Consider the following 16,693-nt stretch of genomic DNA (forward strand, 5'->3'; position numbering starts at 1 on the left):
TAAATCATCAATATCCTTCTTTTTCATCTGTAAAACTAAGGATTGTTCTTATATGTTTCAGAATGTGAATCTAATCGTGTGCTCTTTTTAGACAAAATGTAAGCGTTATCAAATTTCCAATAAAACGAGGGCTATAAACAAGTCATCGGTACATTTTTGTTCGATTGAAAATCAAAAAATAAAAGAGTGTATAACAAGTTGTGGCAGATTGAAAAAGGAAACTATGCTTTATATTTAGCTTAAATTTAAGGAGGAAAATGTTATGAGTAAGAGAGAACAAGGGTTCTCAGCAGATCAACAAGTTCGACCATTTGGTACGCGTGATAAATTTGGTTACTTACTAGGTGACTTCGGTAATGACTTCTTTTTCTTATTAACTAGTGCATTCTTGATGGTATTTTATACAGATATTTTTCATATCAGTGCTGCAACAGTCGGTGTGATGTTTATGGCAGCTCGTCTATGGGACGCATTCGCGGATGTAGCGTGGGGCCGATTCATTGATACACGCCCAGCAACAAAGCATGGTAAATTCAAGCCTTGGATTCTACGTATGTCATTCCCATTAGTATTCACGGGCGTTTTAATGTTCACAACAATTCCTGGCATGTCAGATGGATTCTATCTAGCATGGGCATTTGTTACGTATATTGTTTGGGGCACATTGTACAGTACAGTTAACATCCCTTATGGATCAATGGCTTCCGTTATGACAGCAGATCCAGTTGAAAGAACAACATTATCAACATGGAGAACTTTTGGTGCAGCATTAGCAGGTCTTGTCATCAACGTTCTTGGACCAGTTATCGTATTCGTAGACAACAAAATTAGTGCAGACCGTATGTTCATGACTGCGTGCATCTTCGGTGTATTAGCAATAGCTTGCTATATTGGATGCTACAAGCTTTCCACTGAACGTATCGCAGTACCAGCAAAAGAATTAGAGAAGGGTGCTTTCCTTCGCTCAATGAAGAGCCTAATGACAAACAAACCATTCCTATGGCTTTTAGCTGCATCACTTATGGCTATGTTAACACAATTCGTAATTTCTGCTGTTAACACATACTTGTTTAAAGATTACTTTAGTAATGCAACAGCCCTAAGTCTAATGGGACTAGTGCAAATGGCAGCTACATTTATCGCTTTCCCTCTAGTAAAACCGTTAGTTGCAAAGTTTGGTAAGAGAGAAGTTTCCATAGCGGGTATGATTCTTGCAACCGTTATGTACGTTGCATTATTCTTCTTAAAAGGTATTGCGACTATGCCGTTCATTATTCTCGTGGGCATCGCTTTATTCGGTACAGGTTTCTTTGGCTTCGTAACATGGGCGTTCATCTCAGATGTTATTGACTATCACGAGCTTAAAACTTCCTTACGAGAAGACGCAACTGTTTACTCTGTTATTTCCATGTCACGAAAAGTAGGACAGGCAGTAGCAGGTGGTATCGGTGGTGTGGCAATCGCTGCAGTTGGCTATGATGCTACGCTAAGTCAGCAATCTCCAGAAGTATTAGATGGTATTTATATGCTAGGTACATTAGTGCCAGGTATTTTCTATGGAATCATTGCTGTCCTATTATTCATGTATCCTTTAAATAAGCAAAAAACAATTCAATTAAGTAAAGACGTGGAAGCAAGACGTAATACAAACGCTTCATAAATTGAAAATATAAAAATTGATTATTGGCTCGAATGTGAAAGTTAAACTGCATTCGAGCCAATATATACTATTGTTCGATGGAGGTAATAGTAATGGTAAATTTAAAAGCCAAACCTTTTAACCTAACAGATGAAGATATTAAGTGGGTAGAAGATACAATTGCTGGTATGACGATTGAGGAAAAAATCGGACAGTTATTTGTGAACATGGGAGCTAGCCGTGATGAAGAGTATTTAAAAGGAATGTTAGATACTTATCATATTGGTGCGGTACGTTACAATCCAGCTACAGCTGAGCAAGTATATGATCAAAACAAAATCTTACAAGAAAACAGCAAGATTCCTTTATTGATTGCTGCAAACACGGAAGCTGGCGGAAACGGTGCATGTGTTGATGGTACATATGTAGCGAACCAAGTGAAAATAGGTGCCACAAATGATTCTAATTATGCTTATGAAATGGGTAGAGTATCTGGAGAAGAGGCTGCTGCTATCGGCTGTAACTGGAGTTTTGCACCAGTAGTTGATATCGACATGAACTGGAGAAACCCAGTAATATCTACTCGCTGCTACTCAAGCAGAGCAGAGCAAGTATTAGAATACTCTTTGGAATATATGAGAGGAATCATGGAAAGTGGAATAGCTCCAGCTGCTAAGCATTTCCCAGGAGATGGAGTAGATGAGAGAGATCATCACTTATCCTTTGCACCAAATACATTAACAGTAGAAGAGTGGGACAAAACATTCGGTAAAGTATACGGAGGATTAATAGAAGCAGGATTGCCTTCTATCATGTCCGGACACATTGCTTTACCTGAATATGTACGTCACTTTAAACCAGATGCGACTGTTGAAGAGTTAGCTACGCCAGCAAGTTTAAGTAATATCGTATTACAAAACCTATTAAGAGATAAATTGAACTTCAATGGTGTTATCGTAACGGATGCTTCTCACATGGTAGCGATGACTTCTGCTATGAAGCGCCGTGATATGCTTCCAACAGCTATTGCTGCTGGCTGTGACTTATTCTTATTCTTCAACGATCCAGAAGAAGATTTCAACTGGATGATGGAAGGTTATAAAAAAGGAATCATCACAGAGCAAAGACTTCAAGAGGCACTAACTCGTATTCTAGGGTTAAAAGCATCTCTAGGCTTGCATAGAAAACCAAAAACGGAAATTTTACAGCCGAAAGAAGAAGCAATGGCTAAAATCGGAACAGAAGCAAACAAAGCAGTTGCTCCTGAAATTTCAGATAAAGCAATTACATTAGTGAAAAACAAACAAGAGCTATTACCGATCAATCCAGAAAAGCACAAACGTGTGTTACTTGTTGAAGTAAAAGGACCAGAGTCTGCATACGGTAAAATCATGGCTGCTATGTCAAGTGGAAAGAAAAAACCAATTGAAGTAATGAAGGAATTACTTGAAAAAGCAGGATTTGAAGTGGAAATTTATGAATCTGCAATTGATAAGCTTCTAAAACTTCCACCACAAGAAATGCTAGGTGCGGTAATGAACGTCTATGCACAAAAACGTCCAATCGCTGACTTAACAAATAACTACGATTTAGTTATCAATGTAGCGGATGTAGCACCAAGTACAGACCAACGCATCCAATGGAATCCTTCAAAAGGAACGCCGGATATCCCGTTCTATGTAAATGAAGTGCCAACAATCTTCATCTCGTTGCAATGTCCATTCCACTTGGCGGATGTACCACAAGTGAAAACATACATCAATGCTTATGACAGTCATGAGCACACAATATCTGCAATCATCGAGAAATTGCTGGGACGTTCAGAATTCACAGGTGTAAGCCCAGTCGATGCATTCTGCGGCTTAATTGATACACAGCTGTAATTTAGTGAAGTATTAGAATTAGGGAGAAGGTAGTTATTTTCGGATAACTGCCTTCTTTTTAATATTATAGGAGAGTTGGCCTTAGAGAAAAAAGCGGAGCTCCAAAAAATGAGGCTCCGCTTAAAATAACAAACATTCTATTATTCTTCCACTAGATAGTGATAAATATCATATTGAACAGGTTGTTCTAATACCATATTCATCGTTACAACAGGTAACTCTTTTCCTGTTTTATCGTACATTGTTTCCTCTTTTGGACTATCAGCTACTATTGAAGCGGTACCCATATAGTAAAAATCAAACCCCTCACCATCATCTTTCTTAGTAAATAGATGGATATCTGTGTTAGTTTTCTCGGAATCAAGTATTGCTTTTACTTCTTTAGATTCTAGAGTAAGTTTATTCCTTGTAAACCAACGGAATAATTCCGCTGATAAAAATTCATCCCCGTAGTTTACACTTGAATCTACCTCGTCTTTTTTATGGTATGTAACAAAGATTGGGCATGTACCATGTTTTACCCTATAGCCATAGATAGTAGAAGAATCATCTTTAGACCAGTTAAGAAGTCTACACGCATCTCTACGGGAGTATTTTTTATAAAGAGTTAGTGGTCTAGTTCGATCATAATCCAAATTCTTTATTAATGCACAAGTAACAATGTCTTCAAAAAAACTTCTATAAAAAGAGTTTTTAAGGCTAGACTGAATTAAGTCATTGAAGAGATAATTATTATCCTTCTTTTCGATGATTGGTCTGTCTCCAAACTTCTTCTTGTCCTTGGTGATGTGAAACTTTAAAGAGAAGATATTTTCAACAGACTGAATTGTAGCATCGTCATAAAAAGTACCATAACTCTGCAAAGCTTCTACAAATTTTTCTTTACTCACCGAGTCATTCTTTAATAATGCTTGTACTAACAAGACTTCGTGTATTCTTTTTCCATTCAAAATTTCTTTTGACAACATCGTTAGAATAGAAAGCTCGTAATCCGTAAGGGAAGGTATATCCTCCTTCATTTTTAAAAGAAAATTATAATAATTATCTGAGTATCCTATAATGACTTCTGGATCAAGTGAGTTTTGTTGAATAAAATCCACCATTGTTGGTATTTTTCCAAGACGATTTTTTACCTCGCTATAAGATTCCTTCAAGATTGTTAGTGTTGATAAATTAGAATTATTAATAGCAGAGAATATTCTATTCTTGGCTATTTCTTCAAAGTTAATAGTAGAGACACCTTGGAGATAAGTTGTATTAACTGTTTTGCGCCTCACGTTGTCCTTGTTCATCGACTTGTCGCCTGATAATGCAATAGGGATTAAATAGTTATTTTTATAATTTCCTATAAAGTCTATTATTGTGACATAGTCTTTAGAATTATGTTTTCTCAATCCTCTCCCAAGCTGCTGAACAAAAATAATGACAGATTGTGTTTGTCTTAGCATAACTATTTGATTAATAAAGGGAATGTCTATCCCTTCATTAAATATGTCTACCGTCAAAATATATTCAAGGTCTCCGCTCTTCAGCTTTTCAACTGCTTCCTCACGTTCCAGTTGGGTATTTTCCCCTGTAAGAGCAATTGTCTTTAAAGAACGGCTATTTAATGCTGCTGAAAGTGTGCGTGCTTCCTCCTTTGAACGACAAAACACTAGTCCTTTTGCTTGATCTCCAGAATACCCGTAGTAATTTATTTTATCTAAAATATGTTGCACTCTTTCTTCCGAAACAAGGTCTTTTAAATGTGTAGTATCATCAACAGTTTTCCCATCTATCTCATAATCAGTAACACCAAAATAGTGAAAAGGACAAAGCATTTCTGCCTCTAAAGCTGCTTGGAGACGAATTTCGTAAGCTACATTATAATCAAAGAGCTCATATATATTAAAGTTATCAGTTCTTTCGGGAGTAGCGGTCATGCCAAGTAAGAATTTTGGTTCAAAGTATTGGATAATAGATCGGTAGGAAGCAGCACCAGCACGATGGACTTCATCAATAAGAATATATTCAAACTCATCTTTCGCAAATTGGTGTAAATGCTGAGAAGAAGATAAGGTTTGAATTGTGGCGAATAGATATTTTGCTTCTTTATCTTTTGAATTACCTGAGAGAATACCAAAGTCTTCTTCTCTACCGCCTAAGATTAAACGATAATCCTGGAGTGCTTTCTTTAGAATTTGTTCTCTATGCACGACGAATAACATCTTTTTTGGCGCAAAATTTCTTACGTCAAATGCAGACAAAAACGTTTTACCTGTACCGGTTGCAGATATGACAATCCCTTTTTGAGCCCCTGTTGCTCTGAGATTACTTAATTGACGTAAGGCCTCTTCTTGCATCTTGTTAGGTTGAATAGATAAGCTGTCAGCAAGTGGATTAGTTAAGTATTGTGAATTCATTTCTAGTGTGTTTAACACACCGTGCTTAATAAATGGAGGACGCTCATAGTTTTGTTTGTAATGATTAATCCATTCTTCGGTTAAGGGACTTGCTTCGTTCCAAGCATCTTCAAACTGATTTTTAAAATGATTTATCACTTCTCCGGCTTCTAAAGATGTTACAAAAATATTCCATTCATAATTTGCTTTTAGAGCGCTATCGGTTAAATTGGAGCTTCCGACAATTAATGAGTAGTAATCCTCATGTTGAAAAATATAGCCCTTGGAATGAAATCCTTTTACATTAGTCAAACGAACTTCTACATTATCAAGTTTAAGTAGCTCTTTAAACATTTTGGGTTGGTTAAAATGCAAAAAGGTGGAAGTGAGAATTCTCCCCTTAACTCCTTTTTTCTTTAGATCATGTAGCATGGTTTTTAAGGTGGCTAGACCTCCTTCAGTAATAAAAGCTACGGAAAAGATAAAGGATTCACAGGTTTTTAACTCTTGTAAAAGTGTCGACAAAACATTTTCGTTCGTATTATTAACTAAAAGCTTTGGTTTAAAAGGTGTTGACACTGGTTTGTTTTGGTCAATAAATCCTTTATATAAAGAGTTCTCAAGTTTGCGAATTAATTCTTCCATTTACACCACTCCTTATTACTTTTTCGACTGATGGAATGTCTGCTGGTGCAAAATTTAATTCTAATAGCTTGTCTTTAGGAACCCATCTTACCTCTGCATGTTCTAACACTTCTGGTGTTCCTTCCTTAATGGATGCCATGTATGTTTCTAATCTTACAATTACATTTTCGTATTCATAAGTAGTGTCCTCTACTTTTTTTCCGACAACAATAGTACTTTTAAATTCTTCTTGAAACTCACGTTCTAAAGCGAGTTCAGGAGTTTCTCCTTTTTCAACTTTTCCGCCAGGGAATTCCCAATAGTTAGGAAGTGTCATGTTAGGACTCCTTAATGCGCAAAAGATTTCGTGCTTATCATTTTCAATTATTGCTCCGACTACATGGACTACTTTTTTCATAAAATCACCCTATTTTTTATTTATATCTATATCTTAAACATTTACCAAAAGAAAGTGTACTGCTAAATTGGAAATGTAGGTAGTGTAGAGATTTTATCCCTTGTTATATCTAAAAGGCAGTGTAAGCATCTGATTAGTTAACTATACTGTTTCTTCACTTGACATTAGAGTTAACTCCAATGTTATGGTTGAGGTGGGGGTGGTAGGGGTGAAAATAAAAGAGTTCTCTCAAAGAATGAGGATTTTTGCTGATTCGGTTAGGTACTATGAAAAGCTTGGGATGATTCGCCCGAAAAGACTCATTAATGGCTATCGTGAATACGATGGAGAGTGTGAAAAAGATATCCAACTGATTATAGTGCTAAAGCAATTGGGCTTTAGCTTAAAAGAAATAAAAGGACTTTTGAAAATAGGTGCACAGCCAATTTCTGCTGAGTGTAATGAGGAATCAGTTCAATTATTTGAACGGAAACTAGAAGGGATAAAACGGCGGATTGAATTTTGGCAGAAGGCATATGGAACATTGGAGGAAATAAAGGGATTAATGGGTGATGGCAAATATAAAGACAATGCTTCTTATATTGACCAAATGGTTCAAGATATGTATCTCCAAATAGAGGGAGGGGCAGATGTCGAATCGTAAAATTATTGGATTAGAGAATGGGCTAGCATTTTTGACATGCATATTTCTTAACATACAATTAGAGTTCTCGCTTTTATTATTTTTCCTATTGTTGTTAGTACCTGATATTACAATGGTTGGCTATATGGTAAATCCTAAAATAGGTGCGTTCATTTATAATGTGGGACATAGCTTTTTATTGCCTTTTCTCCTGGTATGTATCTACTTCTTTCTGCCGGAACCATATCTATTAATCACGGCGAATATTTGGGCTGCTCACATATGTATGGATCGATTTTTTGGCTTTGGATTAAAATACACAACTGATTTTAAGGAAACACACTTACAGCGGATATAGAAATAGAGTGCAAAGTTTATTTAGAGTAAGAAGTAGAGAAGGGCGTACTCACTATTGTAGGCTGCATACTTATATGATTGACCTCTGTTTTCTTATCTTTTTTTCTAATGAATGTTCGGTTATAAAAGTAAATAGCGCCTACCTGTTATTGTGCAGGGGGCGCTATTTGTATGCCTATTAATATTTTTTCTTCCTTCTAATCACCGAGCCATCAATTTTCTCCATCGTTGAAAATCCAGTCAATGCAAGTGTAGTATCTATGTCTGTAGTGAAGTTTTGAAGTACATGGCGCACACCGTCTTCTCCGGCAGCTGCCAGTCCATAAATAAAGGGTCTTCCTAATAGAACTGCATCCGCTCCGAGTGCTTTTGCCTTTATAACATCAGATCCTCTTCGTATACCGCTATCCAAAAGTATAGGTATTTCTCCTTTTACTACCTCTGCAATGTCGGGTAACGCTTCTAGGGAAGAGATACAGCCATCTAGCTGACGTCCTCCGTGATTGGAAACGATTAGTCCGTCAATGCCATGAGCTAAAGCCTTTCGCGCATCCTCTTCATGAAGGACTCCCTTAAGAAGAATTGGAAGCTTCGTGTGTTTCTTAATTGTCTGGATGTCATCCCACTTCAAGGAAGGATTAAAAATAATATCAACGATTTGCTTTATAGTCTCTGGGTCACTAGCCGAAGGTGGAGAAGAGAAACGGCTCTGGAAGACAGGGTCGTGTATATAATTCGCTGCACCTTTTCCAAGCTTTAATGGGGAATACCGATTATTCAAATCTCTCTCTCGATTACCTAGTAGTGAAGTGTCAATTGTTATCACGATTGCTGAATAGCCAGCATTTTCTGCGCGCTTTACCATACTTACAGCCATTTCCTCGTCTCTTGACCAGTACAGCTGATACCAGCGAGGAGTGTTACCTAAGTTTTGGGCAATTTCCTCCAACGAATAAGAGGAAAGGGTACTAGCGATAAAAGGCACACCGCAGGAAGCGGCTGCTCTTGCTGAAGCAAGCTCCCCGTTAGGATGAAAAATACTTTGTACGCCTATTGGTGCCATGGCAAACGATGATGGAAATGTGGTCCCTAGGATGATGGTGGCTGTGTCACGTGTACTTACATCGTTTAAGTATCGGGGTACTATATGCCAATCTTCAAAAGCTTGTGTATTTGCTCGCAAAGTACTTTCATTTCCTGAACCGCTATGTACATAAGTGAACGGTCCTATTTCTATTTTCTCCTCTGCAAGTTTCTCTAATAATGATATAGAATAGGGCAATTCTATTTTTTCAATCGTATTCGACATATGGCTCATCCTTTCAACCGATTTTCAGTTTAGCTGGATTTCTTCCCTAAATATGCTTCTACCACTCGTGGATCCTCTAGAAGGTTGTTTGCTTCTCCGCTTATAATGATTTTTCCTGTTTCCATTACATAACCATAATCGGCTACTTTCAGTGCTTGCTTCGCATTCTGTTCTACAAGCAAAACGGTTGTGCCGTTATCCTTTATTTCTCGAATCATTTTAAAAATCTCTGCTACTATTAAAGGTGCTAAGCCCATTGAAGGCTCATCTAGCAGCAAAAGCTTTGGCTTTGAAAGTAGGGCCCTTGCGATAGCCAGCATTTGCTGTTGACCTCCAGAGAGGGTACCGCCTAGCTGCTCTTGCCGTTCTTTCAAAATGGGGAATTGCTCCATCACCTTTTCAATGTCTTTTTTTATTTCCTTATCATTCCGATGAAAAGCGCCCATTTCAAGGTTCTCTAATACGGTCATCGTGGAAAGAATTGCTCTTCCTTCTGGAACAAGTGCGATGCCTTTACGAACAAGCTGGTCGGGTCTCATTCCAGTAATGTTTTCTCCAAGAAATTCAACTGTACCTTTCTGAGGCTTTAACAGACCGGTAATTGTTTTCATTGTAGTAGTCTTGCCAGCTCCGTTTGCACCCAGTAGGGTTACTACCTGGCCCTGTTCAACGACTAGGCTCACGCTTTTTAATGCTTGGATTTTTCCGTAGAATGTTTCAATATTTGATACCTTAAGCAATTTCGTCATCCTCCTCCGAGCCGAGATAAGCCTCGATTACCTCCTGATTGCTTTGGATCTCGTCTGGAGTTCCCTCGGCGAGCTTCTTCCCAAAGTTGAGAACTGTAATTCGATCACATAGCTTCATCACAAATGGCATATCATGCTCAATTAAGAGAATAGTGACTCCACGTTTTTGTACTTTCTTTATTAATTCAAAAAGATTCTCTGTTTCTGTTTCGTTCATTCCTGCTGCTGGCTCATCAAGAAGTAACAGCTTGGGGTCACTAGCTAGCGCTCTAGCAATTTCTAATCTTCTTTGCTGACCATATGCTAAATTTTCCGCTATAGTGTCGGAGTAGCTGGATAGTCCGACTAATTCAAGTAATTCCTGAGCGGTATCATAATTCTCTTTTTCTTCTTTTTGTTGTGCTTTTGTTCTAAATACGCTTTTCAGTACTCCAGAAGAGCTCCTGCAATGTCCACCGACAAGTACATTATCTAAAACAGACATTTGAGGGAAAAGACGTATATTCTGAAAGGTCCTGCAGATTCCCTTCTCGGTAATTTTATAGGGCTTTTCCCCAGAAATTTTCTCTCCAAGAAATACTACTTCTCCAGAGGTAGGGGGGAACATATTGGTTATGATATTAAACATGGTCGTTTTTCCAGCACCGTTAGGCCCGATGAGACCAAATATTTCGCCTTCATTAACATGGAAGGTGACGTCTGTTAATGCAGAAATCCCACCGAAGTTTTTCGTTATATTATTTATCTGCAATACCATCATTCGTCCTCCTTTTCCTTTTAAACGTTCGTTTTAGCCAATTTAGTACGGAGACATCAATAATCCCCTGTGGTCGGAATGCCATAAGAAGGATTAAGATGATACCGTAAATCATATAGCGATATTCACTTATAAAACGAAGAGCTTCTGGCAGCATTGTCATAAAAGTAGCTCCAAAAATAGCTCCCCATATTACTTCGCTTCCGCCAAATATAGCAAAGATTAAGATATCAATAGCCCGATGATAAGAAAAGTCTGCTGGACTTATATAGCCCATTACATGAGCAAAGAGAGCTCCAGCAAAGCCGGCTAACATAGCACCTTGTGCAAAGGATAGCACCTTATAGTAAGTAATGTTGATTCCCATCGCTTCGGCGGCTTTTTCATCCATTTTAATAGCAGCAAATGCTCGGCCGATGCGTGATTTTGATTGTCGAATAAAGAACCAAACAATAAGAATGGTAATAATTAATAGTAAAAAAACTACTAATAAATATACTGCCTGATTGTTTCGTAAGCCTAGCATAGCTGGATCAAAACCAAGATTAGTAGTGAAGCTTAATAGCTCTCTTCCTAAATGAGGTATACCAGATAAACCAATCGATCCTTTCGTCAATGATTCGGAATTAACAAAAATAACACGAATAACCTCTCCAAAGCCTAATGTGGCAATGGCAAGGTATACCCCGCTTAATCTGAGGGCAGGAATTCCAATAATGATTCCTATCACTCCTGCCGCTAGTGCACCTATAATCACCGTAAGATAAAGAGGTAGTTCAAAATGTAAGGTTAGTAATGCGGATGTATAGGCGCCAATTCCCATAAAGCCTGCACTTCCCAAGGACAATTGTCCAGAGGATAAGGTTATGTAAATGCTTAAACCAAGCAAAATGTTAATGAGTATGAACCCTATAATCTGGAGATAGTAGGGATTTAAAATTTCTCCTAGCATGAATTGATCACCTTCCTACCTCTGCAGTTTTCTTACCAAAAATTCCTTGTGGTCTTACTAAAAGAATGACAATGATAATCAAAAAGGCTACTGCATCTCGGTAACCGGAATCACCATAGGCAACAATCATTGTTTCAGATAGACCTAAAAGCAGACCTCCAACCAGAGCGCCTTTTACGTTGCCCATTCCACCAAGGATGATAATGGCTAGACCTTTAAGTCCCATGGACAGCCCCATTTGTGGGTTAACAGAGTTAAATGCCATTCCAACTAAGATTCCTGCGATTCCTCCAAGGGCTGAAGCGAGAATAACGGTAGTGGTAATCGTTCTCTTAGTATTAACACCTAGTAAGCTAGCAGTCTCTAAGTTTTCAGCTGTTGCACGTAAAGCTTTACCAGCCTTTGTTTTTGCAAGCCAATAGGTGAATAAAATCATTAATGTAATAGAAATAACAAAGATTAAAATTTGTACCAAATAGATAGTAATATCACCAATCTGGTATTGGATTTGCGCAAAGGGATGACGAAAAGGATGGTTTCCTGCACCAAAAAGATGGTGGGTAAGGTTCTCTAGAAGAATAGAAACCCCGATCGTGCTTATTAAAGGAGCAAGATGAGAGACTCCTTGCTTACCACGAAGAGGTCTTAGTGCAATTCGTTCTAACAAGTACCCTAAAATCACTGTGACAATGATGGCAGAAAGAAATGCTATCCATAGTGGAAGTCCTAATACGCTTGTAACCAATACTCCTATGAAAGCACCAACCATGAATATTTCTCCGTGTGCCATATTAATAATACCTAGCACCCCGAAGACAAGTGTGAATCCAAGGGCAACAATTGCATAGATGCTTCCCAGTGTGATTCCATTAATTATTTGTTCTAATAGCAAACATCTCACCCTTTCAAAATAAGGTAAGGGTGCAACACCCTTACCTGCTGAATTCTATTATTACTCCTCGAATAGCTGGAACTTCCCGTCTTTAATAACTAATACAGTAGGATCCATTACGACGTCTCCAACCTCATCAAAGGAAATTTTCCCCAAAATACCTTCCAAGTCTTTGGTTTCCGCAAGCGCATCACGTAATGCATCGCGATCAGCTTTTCCTGCATTTTTTAAGGCATTTGCATAGATATACAGCGCGTCATACGCTTGAGCTGCGAATTGGTCTGGCTTGTGCCCGTAAGCTTCCTCGTATTTCTTTACAAAGTCTTGCACTCTATCATCTGGTTTCTCGGCAAACCATGGTGTAGCTACGATTAAACCATCTGCAGCTTCTCCTGCAATTTCAATTACTTGAGGAGAGTTGAATCCATTTCCTCCTACAAAAGGTACGTCAATGCCCATTTTTCTCGCTTGATCCATAATAACTGCACCTTCGTTATAAAGAGCAGACGCTAGAATTAAATCTGGATTTAAATCCTTAATTTTTGTAAGTTGTGCATTATAATCAGATTGTCCTTTTTGGAACGTTTCAATAGTTAAGATATCAAGACCCATATTTTCAGCTTCAGCCTTCATGGTGTCGAATCCGGACTGTGTAAATAAGTCGTCGTTTCCATAAAGGATTGCTACCTTTTTCGCTCCATACTTGTTTACTGCTTTTTCTAGAGCAGCTGGTATAGCAAGAGATTCGGGAATGGAGTTACGGAAAACGTAATCTCCTATTTGCGGAATACCTGCAGCTGTTGTAGAAGTTCCCATAATAGGAATTCCGTTTAAGTCTGCTTCAGGACCTACTACATTCATCTCCGTACTAAGAGTTGGTCCGATAATTCCCACAATATCATTATCGCTCATTAATTTTTGCCCAACTGATAATGCTTGCTCCTGCTTACCGGCAGAATCTTCAATGACAAGCTCAATCTTCACTTCGCCTTTCTCGTTAATTTCTTCCAAGGCTAGTTCTAATCCGTTTGTAATAGCTTCTCCATAGGCAGCACCAGATCCAGTCATGAAAGAGATAACGCCTAACTTAGCTGACACAATTCCATCGGAGCTCCCGTTCTCTTCATTTGCCGAATCTCCAGCACCACAAGCCGCTAGTAAAAGTAACATCATGATGGAACCCAACAAATATATCCATTTAACCCCTGTTCTCATTGAACATCCCCCCTAAATTTTGAAATATTGTAACCTATCACTATATTAAATCTATTGTTTCGATACGTAAAGATATTATTTAGAATAATTAAAATAATTAGACTAATATAGTATATCGCAGTTTAAAGATCCTTTGAATCTTGTATATAGGTTTAGTTTCTAGAAAGGTTGTTATAGAGAAGGATTTCTGTTTTTGGATACATGAAGGTTCTATTAGAAGGTAATGATTTTTAGTAAATGGACTTACTTTTGTTCGAGAGAATTTACTCTCGTTCAAGAGAGGAATATTCTCGGATAGCTGTTGGTTACTATCGGATAAGGACGATTTATTCTCATTCAGCTAGAATACTCTCGTTCAGTGGGCAATTACTCTCGAAAAAGGTGATTTTATTCTCGGGTGTTCTAGGCTAGATATATCCCGGTAATCTCCTATCCGGAAACTGTTTTAGGTGAAACTGTTATGTTGAAGGGCATGGTCAATGTATGCAGGTCATATGGAAAAGGGCGAGATCCAGAAGCTTTCCTCTGTCATAGGCATTATAAAATTTACTCTCGTTCAAGAGAAGAATACTCTCGGATAGGGGATGGTTACTCTCGTATGGGCGTGGCTTACTCTCAGATAGGGACGATTTATTCTCATTCAGCAGGAATACTCTCGTTCGGTGAACAATTACTCTCGGATGGCCCCCATTTACTCTCGATCAGCCACCCCTTACTAGTTTGATTTATGCTAATATGTTTAACGGCAGATGGAGTATATCCACAGAGTACATGGTGGAGTAATAAGTAAAGCAAGTTATCCAGATGTGGATAACTTGCTTTTTTATAGAGGATTGAATAAAAAATAAAACCGACTGATTTGCATCAGTCGGCTGGATTATTATTTGTTTGGAGCGGGTGAAGGGAATCGAACCCTCATCATCAGCTTGGAAGGCTGAGGTTTTACCACTAAACTACACCCGCAAAATGGCGGTCCCGACCGGGATCGAACCGGCGATCTCCTGCGTGACAGGCAGGCATGTTAACCGCTACACCACGGGACCTATTTTATGAAAATAAATGGAGGAGGAAGAGGGATTCGAACCCCCGCGCGGTTTGACCCGCCTGTCGGTTTTCAAGACCGATCCCTTCAGCCAGACTTGGGTATTCCTCCAAATGTATAAGTTGTTTACGTGACAACATAAAATAGTATATTGCTTTTTTAAGAGAAATGCAATGTTTTTTTTAAAAAATATTTTGGTATTTTTTTCATGATTTTCTCATCGATATATAGAAACGCACAAATGGTTATGCATAGTAATCATGCGTTTTTTGTGACTTTTATCTTACACTGTGATAGTTCCTTGCGCTTATTTTAAAAAGGTGATGAAACATATACTTTTATTACCTCGTATGGAAATAAACACAATCTAAAGAGGTGGCCATAAGTATGAAGCACTTTATTTTATTATTAGCAATTCCATTATTCTTAGCTGGCTGTGTACAGAAAGAGTCGGAAGCAGAAACTAAGAAAGAGATTGAGCCGGAAAATGCTTCGGTGGAATCCTCTACAAAAGATTCTAATGAACATATAAATCCTGCCATCTTAGAGAAGATTCAAGAAGTGGTTATACCCACGACTATTGAAGAATGGCATGCCTCTAAGGCAGGCGTTTTTGCTTTAGATTACCCTTTTGAGCATGAGACCTCTAAATTCCCAAAGGACTCAAGGGAATTAAAGCAGGAGGAGCTTGAAGAGCTGAGGGCAGTGACAAAAGAAATGAATGATACACAAACTCTCTATAAGATGCTTCGTTATTACTTTGCCAGCAATGCATCAGAGGGGCTGCTGGAGGAACAAATTAATTATGCAGCGGAATTGACAGAGCCGTATCTTCCTGACCCATACAAAGAGCATTCTGTTACGGCAGAAGGAAATGCTGTGCCGTCTCGGGGAATATTACTTTTAGATGCGAGCTCTAGCATGCTTCTATCTGTAGAAGGTAAGCAAAAAATGAGTATTGCGAAGACTGCCGTTAAGCGTTTTGCGAGTACCATTGGAGAGGAAAGTGAGCTTTCTTTATATGTCTATGGGCACGCGGGAACACAGGCAGACAAAGATAAACAGTTATCCTGCTCGCAAATAGATGAAGTATATCCTCTTCAAAAATATGATCAGCAGAAGTTTGATTCAACGGTTGATGAAGTGAAGGCAAAGGGCTGGACGCCACTTGCAGAGGCAATTCGAACAGTCTATGAGGCGAATAAAAACTATGAAGGCTCTATTACTGTGTATATTGTAAGTGATGGAGCGGAAACTTGTGATGGAGATCCTGTAAAAGAGGCGGAAAGCTTTACGATGGATGGAGAAAATCGCAGGGTAAACATCATTGGATTTAATGTAGATCAAAAGGGTGAAGACCAGTTAAAAGCGGTAGCAGCTGCTGGGAATGGAGAATACCTATCTGCTGAAACGCAAGAAGACTTGAAGATTACCATTGAAGAGAAATGGATTATTCCAAGCAGCACAGATGTGATTTATAAAAAAATCAATGGAAACGATATTTGGGCAGCTTCCAATGCCAAATATAATGTAGGACAAAACTTTATTAAGCTTCAATCAATCATAGCAATTGAAAGTGCACGTATTAGAGATATGATAATTCTGTTAGAAGAGGAAGCAATCTTTACAAAGGAGCAAAGGGGTGAGCTCTTAAAGATGGCGGGGGAACAACAACAGCAGCTTTATAAGCTAAATGATGAGCTCAAGCAATTAAAAGATGATGAGGTTGAGAACCAGTATAACAGCATAAAAGAGAAGATTGAGGCTTGGGCAACAGAGGTAGAAAAAATTAGAGAGCAACAAAAATAATATTACCAGCCGTTTAATAATCATACACATCTCGATTTAGGGCA

General features: G+C 38.4%; 13 protein-coding genes and 3 tRNA genes. 5 read left to right on the forward strand and 11 right to left on the reverse strand.

Going from position 1 to position 16,693, the window contains the following annotated elements:
- Positions 1 to 262 precede the first annotated feature (262 nt).
- Both AC1ECF_RS13200 and AC1ECF_RS13205 read left to right on the forward strand, forming a co-directional pair.
- Entirely contained in the window at positions 263 to 1,660 is a 1,398-nt protein-coding gene (locus tag AC1ECF_RS13200; RefSeq protein WP_480389898.1) for an MFS transporter, read from the forward strand.
- Positions 1,661 to 1,752: 92 nt separating this feature from the next.
- Positions 1,753 to 3,522, forward strand: a complete 1,770-nt coding sequence (locus tag AC1ECF_RS13205; RefSeq protein WP_480389899.1) for a glycoside hydrolase family 3 protein — start codon at positions 1,753 to 1,755, stop codon at positions 3,520 to 3,522.
- Positions 3,523 to 3,662: 140 nt separating this feature from the next.
- On the opposite strand, the gene AC1ECF_RS13210 is transcribed toward AC1ECF_RS13205, so the two are convergent.
- Positions 3,663 to 6,548: a DEAD/DEAH box helicase gene (locus tag AC1ECF_RS13210; protein ID WP_480389900.1), complete on the reverse strand. Its 2,886-nt coding sequence runs from the start codon at positions 6,546 to 6,548 to the stop codon at positions 3,663 to 3,665.
- Positions 6,523 to 6,945, reverse strand: a complete 423-nt coding sequence (locus AC1ECF_RS13215; RefSeq protein ID WP_480389901.1) for a (deoxy)nucleoside triphosphate pyrophosphohydrolase — start codon at positions 6,943 to 6,945, stop codon at positions 6,523 to 6,525. The genes AC1ECF_RS13210 and AC1ECF_RS13215 overlap by 26 nt, the downstream gene beginning before the upstream one ends.
- A gap of 208 nt (positions 6,946 to 7,153) precedes the next feature.
- Between AC1ECF_RS13215 and AC1ECF_RS13220 the strand changes: the two genes are divergently transcribed.
- Together AC1ECF_RS13220 and AC1ECF_RS13225 are read left to right on the forward strand one after the other, a co-directional pair.
- On the forward strand, positions 7,154 to 7,588 hold the full coding sequence (locus tag AC1ECF_RS13220) for a MerR family transcriptional regulator (RefSeq protein ID WP_480389902.1): 435 nt from the start codon (positions 7,154 to 7,156) through the stop codon (positions 7,586 to 7,588).
- Positions 7,575 to 7,925: a DUF4260 domain-containing protein gene (locus tag AC1ECF_RS13225; RefSeq protein WP_480389903.1), complete on the forward strand. Its 351-nt coding sequence runs from the start codon at positions 7,575 to 7,577 to the stop codon at positions 7,923 to 7,925. The genes AC1ECF_RS13220 and AC1ECF_RS13225 overlap by 14 nt, the downstream gene beginning before the upstream one ends.
- 177 nt (positions 7,926 to 8,102) lie before the next feature.
- Here AC1ECF_RS13225 and AC1ECF_RS13230 read toward each other — a convergent pair whose 3' ends face one another.
- The 9 genes from AC1ECF_RS13230 to AC1ECF_RS13270 form a co-directional block, all read right to left on the reverse strand.
- Complete coding sequence (locus AC1ECF_RS13230) at positions 8,103 to 9,233, reverse strand: alpha-hydroxy-acid oxidizing protein (protein WP_480389904.1); 1,131 nt, start codon at positions 9,231 to 9,233, stop codon at positions 8,103 to 8,105.
- Positions 9,234 to 9,262: 29 nt separating this feature from the next.
- On the reverse strand, positions 9,263 to 9,973 hold the full coding sequence (locus tag AC1ECF_RS13235; protein ID WP_480389905.1) for an ABC transporter ATP-binding protein: 711 nt from the start codon (positions 9,971 to 9,973) through the stop codon (positions 9,263 to 9,265).
- A complete protein-coding gene (locus tag AC1ECF_RS13240) occupies positions 9,966 to 10,739 on the reverse strand; it encodes an ABC transporter ATP-binding protein (protein WP_480389906.1) in 774 nt (257 codons plus the stop codon). The genes AC1ECF_RS13235 and AC1ECF_RS13240 overlap by 8 nt, the downstream gene beginning before the upstream one ends.
- Entirely contained in the window at positions 10,720 to 11,691 is a 972-nt protein-coding gene (locus tag AC1ECF_RS13245) for a branched-chain amino acid ABC transporter permease (protein ID WP_480389907.1), read from the reverse strand. Before AC1ECF_RS13245 ends, AC1ECF_RS13240 begins: the two co-directional genes overlap by 20 nt.
- 7 nt (positions 11,692 to 11,698) lie before the next feature.
- Complete coding sequence (locus AC1ECF_RS13250) at positions 11,699 to 12,583, reverse strand: branched-chain amino acid ABC transporter permease (RefSeq protein WP_480389908.1); 885 nt, start codon at positions 12,581 to 12,583, stop codon at positions 11,699 to 11,701.
- Between the two features lie 60 nt (positions 12,584 to 12,643).
- Positions 12,644 to 13,798 (reverse strand): ABC transporter substrate-binding protein, encoded by a 1,155-nt coding sequence (locus AC1ECF_RS13255; RefSeq protein ID WP_480389909.1) that lies wholly within the window; start codon positions 13,796 to 13,798, stop codon positions 12,644 to 12,646.
- 889 nt (positions 13,799 to 14,687) lie between these two features.
- Positions 14,688 to 14,761: transfer RNA gene (locus AC1ECF_RS13260), tRNA-Gly, on the reverse strand.
- Positions 14,762 to 14,765: 4 nt separating this feature from the next.
- Positions 14,766 to 14,841 (reverse strand) — tRNA-Asp (locus AC1ECF_RS13265).
- A gap of 17 nt (positions 14,842 to 14,858) precedes the next feature.
- A tRNA-Ser gene (locus AC1ECF_RS13270) sits at positions 14,859 to 14,951 on the reverse strand.
- A gap of 276 nt (positions 14,952 to 15,227) precedes the next feature.
- Here AC1ECF_RS13270 and AC1ECF_RS13275 point away from each other — a divergent pair.
- A complete protein-coding gene (locus AC1ECF_RS13275) occupies positions 15,228 to 16,649 on the forward strand; it encodes a vWA domain-containing protein (protein WP_480389910.1) in 1,422 nt (473 codons plus the stop codon).
- Positions 16,650 to 16,693 lie beyond the last annotated feature (44 nt).

The organism is Psychrobacillus sp. Z3-81, from assembly GCF_056620325.1.

Excerpts from the sequence above, each read along its gene's own strand:
- AC1ECF_RS13245 (WP_480389907.1), bottom strand. The coding sequence starts at position 11,691 with ATGCTAGGAGAAATTTTAAATCCCTACTATCTCCAGATTATAGGGTTC.
- AC1ECF_RS13240 (WP_480389906.1), bottom strand. The coding sequence starts at position 10,739 with ATGGTATTGCAGATAAATAATATAACGAAAAACTTCGGTGGGATTTCT.
- AC1ECF_RS13255 (WP_480389909.1), bottom strand. The coding sequence starts at position 13,798 with ATGAGAACAGGGGTTAAATGGATATATTTGTTGGGTTCCATCATGATG.
- AC1ECF_RS13275 (WP_480389910.1), top strand. The coding sequence starts at position 15,228 with ATGAAGCACTTTATTTTATTATTAGCAATTCCATTATTCTTAGCTGGC.
- AC1ECF_RS13225 (WP_480389903.1), top strand. The coding sequence starts at position 7,575 with ATGTCGAATCGTAAAATTATTGGATTAGAGAATGGGCTAGCATTTTTG.
- AC1ECF_RS13200 (WP_480389898.1), top strand. The coding sequence starts at position 263 with ATGAGTAAGAGAGAACAAGGGTTCTCAGCAGATCAACAAGTTCGACCA.
- AC1ECF_RS13215 (WP_480389901.1), bottom strand. The coding sequence starts at position 6,945 with ATGAAAAAAGTAGTCCATGTAGTCGGAGCAATAATTGAAAATGATAAG.
- AC1ECF_RS13230 (WP_480389904.1), bottom strand. The coding sequence starts at position 9,233 with ATGTCGAATACGATTGAAAAAATAGAATTGCCCTATTCTATATCATTA.
- AC1ECF_RS13205 (WP_480389899.1), top strand. The coding sequence starts at position 1,753 with ATGGTAAATTTAAAAGCCAAACCTTTTAACCTAACAGATGAAGATATT.
- AC1ECF_RS13210 (WP_480389900.1), bottom strand. The coding sequence starts at position 6,548 with ATGGAAGAATTAATTCGCAAACTTGAGAACTCTTTATATAAAGGATTT.